General features: G+C 52.6%; 8 protein-coding genes. 2 read left to right on the top strand and 6 right to left on the bottom strand.

All coding sequences use genetic code 11. The features are described 5' to 3' along the window. Positions 1–513: 513 nt before the first annotated feature. Positions 514–711 carry a hypothetical protein gene (locus FHS18_RS33575; protein ID WP_183604739.1) on the bottom strand — a complete coding sequence of 66 codons (198 nt, stop codon included), beginning with the start codon at positions 709–711 and terminating at the stop codon, positions 514–516. A gap of 261 nt (positions 712–972) precedes the next feature. Here FHS18_RS33575 and FHS18_RS33570 point away from each other — a divergent pair, with 261 nt between their 5' ends. Next, the gene (locus FHS18_RS33570) at positions 973–1,284 is read left to right on the top strand and encodes a Dabb family protein (protein WP_183604738.1); all 312 of its coding nucleotides are present in this window, start codon (positions 973–975) and stop codon (positions 1,282–1,284) included. Positions 1,285–1,528: 244 nt separating this feature from the next. On the opposite strand, the gene FHS18_RS33565 is transcribed toward FHS18_RS33570, so the two are convergent. Both FHS18_RS33565 and FHS18_RS33560 read right to left on the bottom strand, forming a co-directional pair. Beyond that, on the bottom strand, positions 1,529–2,320 hold the full coding sequence (locus FHS18_RS33565; protein ID WP_183604741.1) for a TrmH family RNA methyltransferase: 792 nt from the start codon (positions 2,318–2,320) through the stop codon (positions 1,529–1,531). A gap of 31 nt (positions 2,321–2,351) precedes the next feature. After that, positions 2,352–3,020 carry a potassium channel family protein gene (locus tag FHS18_RS33560; RefSeq protein WP_183604737.1) on the bottom strand — a complete coding sequence of 223 codons (669 nt, stop codon included), beginning with the start codon at positions 3,018–3,020 and terminating at the stop codon, positions 2,352–2,354. A gap of 143 nt (positions 3,021–3,163) precedes the next feature. Here FHS18_RS33560 and sspI point away from each other — a divergent pair, with 143 nt between their 5' ends. Beyond that, positions 3,164–3,403, top strand: coding sequence for a small acid-soluble spore protein SspI (sspI, locus tag FHS18_RS33555; RefSeq protein ID WP_183604736.1), 240 nt, complete (start codon positions 3,164–3,166; stop codon positions 3,401–3,403). Between the two features lie 172 nt (positions 3,404–3,575). On the opposite strand, the gene FHS18_RS33550 is transcribed toward sspI, so the two are convergent. The 3 genes from FHS18_RS33550 to FHS18_RS33540 all read right to left on the bottom strand — a co-directional run bounded on the left by FHS18_RS33550 (position 3,576) and on the right by FHS18_RS33540 (position 6,565). Then, positions 3,576–4,673 carry a Gfo/Idh/MocA family protein gene (locus FHS18_RS33550; protein ID WP_183604735.1) on the bottom strand — a complete coding sequence of 366 codons (1,098 nt, stop codon included), beginning with the start codon at positions 4,671–4,673 and terminating at the stop codon, positions 3,576–3,578. Positions 4,674–4,747: 74 nt separating this feature from the next. Beyond that, positions 4,748–5,374, bottom strand: coding sequence for a ThuA domain-containing protein (locus FHS18_RS33545; RefSeq protein WP_183604734.1), 627 nt, complete (start codon positions 5,372–5,374; stop codon positions 4,748–4,750). A gap of 27 nt (positions 5,375–5,401) precedes the next feature. Beyond that, a complete protein-coding gene (locus tag FHS18_RS33540) occupies positions 5,402–6,565 on the bottom strand; it encodes a Gfo/Idh/MocA family protein (RefSeq protein WP_183604733.1) in 1,164 nt (387 codons plus the stop codon). Positions 6,566–6,578 lie beyond the last annotated feature (13 nt).

Raw genomic sequence — 6,578 nt, 5'->3', positions numbered from 1 at the left:
TATTAGGCACGCCGCCAGCGTTCGTCCTGAGCCAGGATCAAACTCTCCATAAAAGATGGATTGGTTTGAGCGACCCGAAGGTCGATCAGCATTCCGTCAAGTAAAGAAGCTTGTGACTCATTACTTCACTAGCTATAAAACATATCGCTCATTGTTCAGTTTTCAAGGAACAAATTTCTTCATCATTCGCCGTTTTTTTACGGCCGAGTGATATCTTATCATGCTTTATTCGACAGTGTCAACCACTTATTTTTATTCTCGTAATGAGGATAAAATACCTATGTGAATGGACTGATTCGCCTGCCTTTCAGTGGCAGAACATTAGATTACCACAACTTCAAGACAAGATGCAACTGGTAAAAACAACCTATTGCATACTTGTTCTTTATTTCTAGATGTATAACCACGTATCCTGGCTTAGATATTCCACAAAGCGATTCCGCACCATCTTCAGAGACTCAGAAAGCCACCAAAACTATATGATGGCCTAGAGGTAACAGTCTGCAACATTTTTCACGACCTTTCATCTTGCTGTTTTGGAACTGCAACAACGCATAGTTCATTATTTATTTCAGTCACCTGTCTCGAGAAATTCCGCTCATCTTCTCCTGCAGCACGGATCTTCTGGACGACTACAAATTTCATTTCCTCTAATGCTCGTTCTCTTCCCATTTGAATCGCTTCGCGTAATGGCATCTTCGCCTCAAACATAGATACCTCCAGTTATGATTGAATCTTTCGTATAAATGTAACTATGCCAAAGAATTTTCTTTCTTCCCTATCATAAGCTATCTTCGTATTCGCTGCATGCATGCCGATCGTGAATAATTGTCTGGCTATATGACTGTAGAGCCGCTATATCCTATCGGTTATACGGCTATCTACCCTTTCTTGGCAGAGTTTGGCCTGCTACAATAGGGTCAGTAGGCTATGGTCAAACTAGCCTAACATTAAAACCGGGGAGTGCTGTCAGTGTCTCAGGAATGGATATTACATACCGTTGTGTTCACCTTAAAACATGAGAAGGGTTCAGTTGAGGAAGAGCAATTTCTTGCAGATGGGGAGTCAATACTGACCACTATCCCAGGTGTAACCAATTTCAAGGTATTCCGCCAGGTGAGCCAGAAGAATTCGTACGATTTCGGCCTCCATATGGAGTTCTCCGGGCAATCCGAGTATGAGGCGTATAACAACCATCCTGCTCATACCAAATTTGTTCAAGAACGTTGGCTTACCGAAGTGGAGCAGTTCCTCGAGATCGACTATAAGGAATATCGTGCTTAATAATGTCCGCCTTCCAAAAATGCAATTAAAGTCAAAGACCATTCCGAGAATCACTCGTGATGGTCTTTTCTTTTCCTAACAACTTATGAAATAAGTTCTACGTTCTAATAGCCTTAAAGTAAAAAAACAGGAAGGCCCTCACTTCACAGAACCTTCCTGCCTTCTAGCTGTCTCACCCTAACGTTATAGACAATCCTAAATTTCATTATTTGTCTCATTTTACGTTATAGCCGACAGAGGTGGTTTAACCTCCATACTGCCGCTGCCGAAGCGCCTCATACAGCAGCACTGTTCCGGCCATCGCCACATTGAGCGACTCCGACTTCCCATGCATGGGGATGATTACGTTGTGATCGACTTGGGCAAGCGAGGATGCTGATAAGCCGTCGCCTTCGCTTCCGAGCAGCAGCCAAGTAGGCCCGCGCCAATCGAAGCTATAACAGGTGTCCGTTGCCGCAAGGCTTGTTCCGACCAGTCGGATCCCGCGCGATTTTGCCTCTGACAGCAGTTCAGCAAGGTCGCCTTCGAGAATCGGCAAATGGAACAGAGAGCCCATCGTCGAGCGGACGGTCTTTGGGTTGTACAGATCGACGCATCCTTTACCGAGCACGACGGCATCCGCCCCGACGGCGTCGGCGCTGCGGATAATGGTGCCCATGTTGCCCGGATCGCGCACGCCGTCGAGTACGACGACTAGCGACGACTCCTTGTACAGCTGCTGCGCATCCAGCGAGAACTTGCGCACCACCCCAAATACGGGCGGCGGCGATTCCGTCCCGGTGCATTTGGCCATGACGGCACTTGTCGCTTCGATTAGATCGCAGCTGTCAATGCTCTCGAGGAGAGGTGCCAACTCCTTCGGCAAGCCGCGCTCCATATCATACACGATTGCAGCGACTTCAGCTTTCGCAAGCAGCGCCTCCTGCACGAGATGGATGCCTTCTATAATGAATTGACCGCTACGGTCGCGGTGTTTTTTGTCCAGCAAGGCCGCCATTGCTTTGACCTTGTCGTTCTGGACGGAGGTTATGGTCATCTTCCGATTATTGCTGTTCACGTGGATTCAATCAGCCTTCCGCATAAGCAAGCTCCAAGCTTGCCAGATCTTCGTTCTTGCCAACAATAACAAGTATATCGTCTTCATGGATAATGTCTTCCGCATAGGGGGAGATATTCATCTTGGTCCCCGTCTTGATCGCTAGCACGTTGCACTTATATTTTGCCCGGACATCCAACTGCTTTAAGTTCCTGCCTACCGCTTGCGTCGGCGCCTTCATCTCCACGATGCTGTAATCGCTGGACAGCTCGATATAATCGAGAATGTTCGGGGAGATTAGATGGTGAGCAACCCGAAGCCCCATATCCCGCTCCGGAAAAATCACCTTATCGGCGCCGATCTTATTCAGCACTTTCCCGTGAAGTTCGTTCTGCGCTTTGACGATAAGCCGCGGCACGCCAAGATCCTTAAGGATTAGCGTCGTTAAGATGCTCGCCTGAATATCTGCGCCAATCGCAACGACCACGACGTCGAAGTTGCGGACGCCAATGGCGCGAAGGGCATCTTCATCCGTCGTATCCGCTGACACCGCATGCGTGACTTGGTCAGATATCTCCTGGATCTTCTGCTCGCTCTTATCGATCGCCAGCACTTCGAATCCCAGATTCGTCAGCGCTCCCGCTACGCTGGAACCGAAGCGTCCCATGCCGATGACGGCAAATTGTTTTCTCGCTGCCATGCCTGCACTTCCCTTCCGGTTAAACATGCACACTTTGTCCATTATACCATAAAGATCAGGCGAACTTAAAAACCGCAAACACATGAAACCACTTGAATTCGGACATTCTAAATAAGCACAATTGCACGATAGGAGGGATATGGATGAAAGTAACGCTCGATCTGCGTCAGGCCATCATTAAACGTGTTCAGGATAAATCCGGCGAGGAATTGAACGGTGTCATTACCGACTCCATTGGCGGTGACGACCGCGCATTGCCTGGCCTGGGAGTATTGTTCGAAATGATTTGGGAAGATAGCACGACGGACGATCAGAACAAAATGGTACAGACGCTGTACAATCATCTCCACAACATGGAAACAGCCAATCCGAGTCCGAGTTAACTTATCACAAAGCTAGCCGCTTAATTCCAAAGTTCGACTGGCCCCTGCTTTTATGGTGCCCGCGAGCGTCTTGGATTAGCGGCTTTTTCCTTTACATACGGCCTTCCGCACTTTAACAAAAAAGCCTTCCCTGCAGACGAAGTGCTCTGCGAACAGGAAGGCTCTAGAATCTCTATTGTGCTTGCGCTTCGGCAAGCGCCGGCATTGGCTCTGGGCGGGAGCAGCTGCTCGCCATCGTATAGTGTACGCCGTCACGCGCAGCATCGTGGAAGCCATGCATCGCTTCGAGCACATGGTACGCCATCTCGCCGCTCGCCCGATGAGGGCGATTCTCCGCAATGGCGCGCGCCATATCCGCTACGCCAATTCCACGGTTGTTGTCCGTATAGCCGTGCGTAAGCGGAATCTCTTCCCAATCGCCCCCGCGGCGACGCAATTTCACCGTACCGCCGAAACCGTTCGGATCCGGCACAAGCATCGTCCCTTGACTGCCATGAATCTCGATATTCGGCAGCGATGTGCCCGCCATCGTATCGAAGCTTGTGATCAGTGTGCCTACGGCACCGTTAGCAAAATCCAGTACGCCGGCAATATGCGTCGGCGTCTCGACGGCAACGGTCTGGCCGCGCTTTTTCTCACTCGTGATCGTACGCTCTGGATACGTAATAACTGCGCTGCCCGTCACGCGACGGATTGGCCCAAGCAGCGTCACGAATGCAGTCAAATAATACGGTCCCATATCGAACATCGGGCCGCCGCCGAGCGCGTAGTAAAACTCCGGATCCGGATGCCAATGTTCATGGCCGCCGCACAGCATGAAACCGGATACCGAAACCGGCTGGCCGATCGCGCCTTCGTCGATCAGTTTCCGGCATGTTTGAATGCCGCCGCCGAGGAACGTCTCCGGCGCACTCGCAACGCGAAGCCCTTTGGTCGCTGCAAGCTCCAGCACCTGAATGCCTTCTTCGCGCGTGACCGCCAGCGGTTTCTCCACATAGACATGCTTCCCTGCTTCCAACGCTTGCAGACAGACGGACGCGTGCGCCTGCGGAATCGTCAGATTGACAACAATTTCGATCTCCGGATCAGCGAGCAGTTCCTCCACCGTATAAGCCTTAGGAAGGTTGAACTCCTCCGCGCGCTGACGCGCTCGCTCGATATCGAGGTCCGCTGCCGCGACCAGATCGATCTCCGGATACTTCTGCAGATTCGTAAAATAAATGCGGCTAATATTCCCGCAGCCGATAATGCCTGTTTTGATAGGTTTCATGAAGACGTTTCCCCCGTTCACCGAATTAGACGTTCCTCTTGCCCGTTCTTATAGCGACCCTTACCTATCTTCAACTAGCCTCTTGCTGCCCACAGGAACCCGCGGCGCATCAGTTCCAGCGTCTGCGGCATCTGCACGATATTCGCCTGGTGCCCAAGCGAATTGTAGTAGACGCGCCCTGCTCCCCATGTCTTCGTCCAGACGACCGGCATCTTCACGTCATCGAAGGACGTGGTCGCATGCACTTTAATCGCCGGATCGACATGCATGTAATACTTCTCCGTGCTCACCTCGAAGTCGCCGATTCCTGCGGTCAGCGGATCTTCCGCATCGGTCATGTTCACTTCGTACAGCACGCCGTCGTTGCCTGGATGCGCGACCCATTGTCCGCCGACCATGTACTGATACTCGACTTCATTGCGGAACGAATCCGCCATGCCGCCGTGGCAGCCCGCGATGCCGCATCCCGCGCGAACCGTATCGAGCAGCGGACGAAGCTGTTCCTGCGTAATCGTCCCCATCGTCCAGACCGGCACGATCAGATCGAGCTGTGCCATCAGCTCGGCATTCTTGTAAGCATCCAGCGTATCGGATACCGTCACGTCGAACGATTCTTTGCGAAGCAATTCCGCGAAAATCTCTCCAACTTCCTTCGGCTGATGGCCATCCCATCCACCCCATACAATTAGCGCTTTACGCATTGTTTAACCGCCTCTCTGCTTTACGAGTTAACGAAGCTCGCTGATGGCAACCCATCTGCGTTCCGCGATTGATTTGTCTACCGCTTCCAAAACTGCCTGACACTCGACGCCATCGACGAAGCTTGGCGAAGCTTGGCGATCCTCCGCGATCGCATTCATGAGTTCCAGCACCTCGTGCGTGAACGTATGCTCGTATCCGATCGTATGACCGGCTGGCCACCATGCATCCATATAAGCGTGGGATGGGTCCGTTGCCAATACGCGGCGGAAGCCCTGTACATCATCCGCATCGTCGGTAAAATACACTTGAAGCTCATTGACGCGTTCAAAATCGAACTTGATGCTGCCCTTGCTGCCGTTAATCTCGAACGCATTCGTGCAGCGGTGGCCTGCGGCAAAACGAGTCGCCTCGATGCTGCCGAGCGCGCCGCCTGCGAAACGGGCTAGGAACAACGTCGCATCGTCGACCGTTACCGGCCCCTTCGGCGCATCCTTGTCGCCTTTGGCCGACAAGCCTGTCATGGACGAGGACATCGGGCGCTCCTTCACGAACGTCTCGCTCATGCCGATTACCTCTTGGAACTCGCCTACAAGGAAACGGGCCAGGTCGATGACATGCGCGCCAAGGTCGCCATGGGAGCCGGAACCGGCGATTTCTTTCTGAAGACGCCACACGAGCGGGAACTGCGGATCGAGAATCCAATCTTGGAGGAACCAGCCGCGGAAATGATAGATATCGCCGATACGGCCCTCGCTGATCAACTTCTTGGCCAGCTGGACGGCCGGCGCGAAACGGTAGTTGAAGCCGACCATGTGCTTAACGCCTGCCTCCTCGGCCGCCTTCAGCATCTCGATCGAATCCGCCAGCGTCAGCGCGAGCGGCTTCTCGCAGAAGATATGCTTGCCGCTTGCGGCTGCAGCCAGCGCGATCTCCTTATGCGCATCGCTCGGCGCATTGATGTCGATAACGTCGATATCGTCGCGAGCGACGAGGTTCTTCCAATCGGTCTCGGCCGTTTCCCAGCCGAACTGAGATCTCGCCTGCTCGAGCGCCTCCGGATCGCGGCCGCATATCGCCTTCATCACCGGTCTTGTCACCTTCGGGAAGAACATCGGCACCGCCCGATAGGCGTTGCTATGCGCCTTGCCCATAAATTTATAGCCAACCATCCCTACACGAATTGCATCCACTTAAGAGCCCACC

The sequence above is a fragment of the Paenibacillus phyllosphaerae genome (genome assembly GCF_014192105.1).
Taxonomy (GTDB): Bacteria; Bacillota; Bacilli; order Paenibacillales; family Paenibacillaceae; genus Paenibacillus_Z; species Paenibacillus_Z phyllosphaerae.
The sequence above is the reverse complement of the archived record's forward strand: the minus strand, read 5'-3'. Positions and strand labels throughout refer to the sequence as shown.

Bases quoted from the DNA above. Each gene is read 5' to 3' on its own strand.
- FHS18_RS33575 (WP_183604739.1), bottom strand. From the start codon at position 711: ATGTTTGAGGCGAAGATGCCATTACGCGAAGCGATTCAAATGGGAAGA.
- FHS18_RS33550 (WP_183604735.1), bottom strand. From the start codon at position 4,673: ATGAAACCTATCAAAACAGGCATTATCGGCTGCGGGAATATTAGCCGC.
- FHS18_RS33565 (WP_183604741.1), bottom strand. From the start codon at position 2,320: ATGACCATAACCTCCGTCCAGAACGACAAGGTCAAAGCAATGGCGGCC.
- sspI (WP_183604736.1), top strand. From the start codon at position 3,164: ATGAAAGTAACGCTCGATCTGCGTCAGGCCATCATTAAACGTGTTCAG.
- FHS18_RS33545 (WP_183604734.1), bottom strand. From the start codon at position 5,374: ATGCGTAAAGCGCTAATTGTATGGGGTGGATGGGATGGCCATCAGCCG.
- FHS18_RS33560 (WP_183604737.1), bottom strand. From the start codon at position 3,020: ATGGCAGCGAGAAAACAATTTGCCGTCATCGGCATGGGACGCTTCGGT.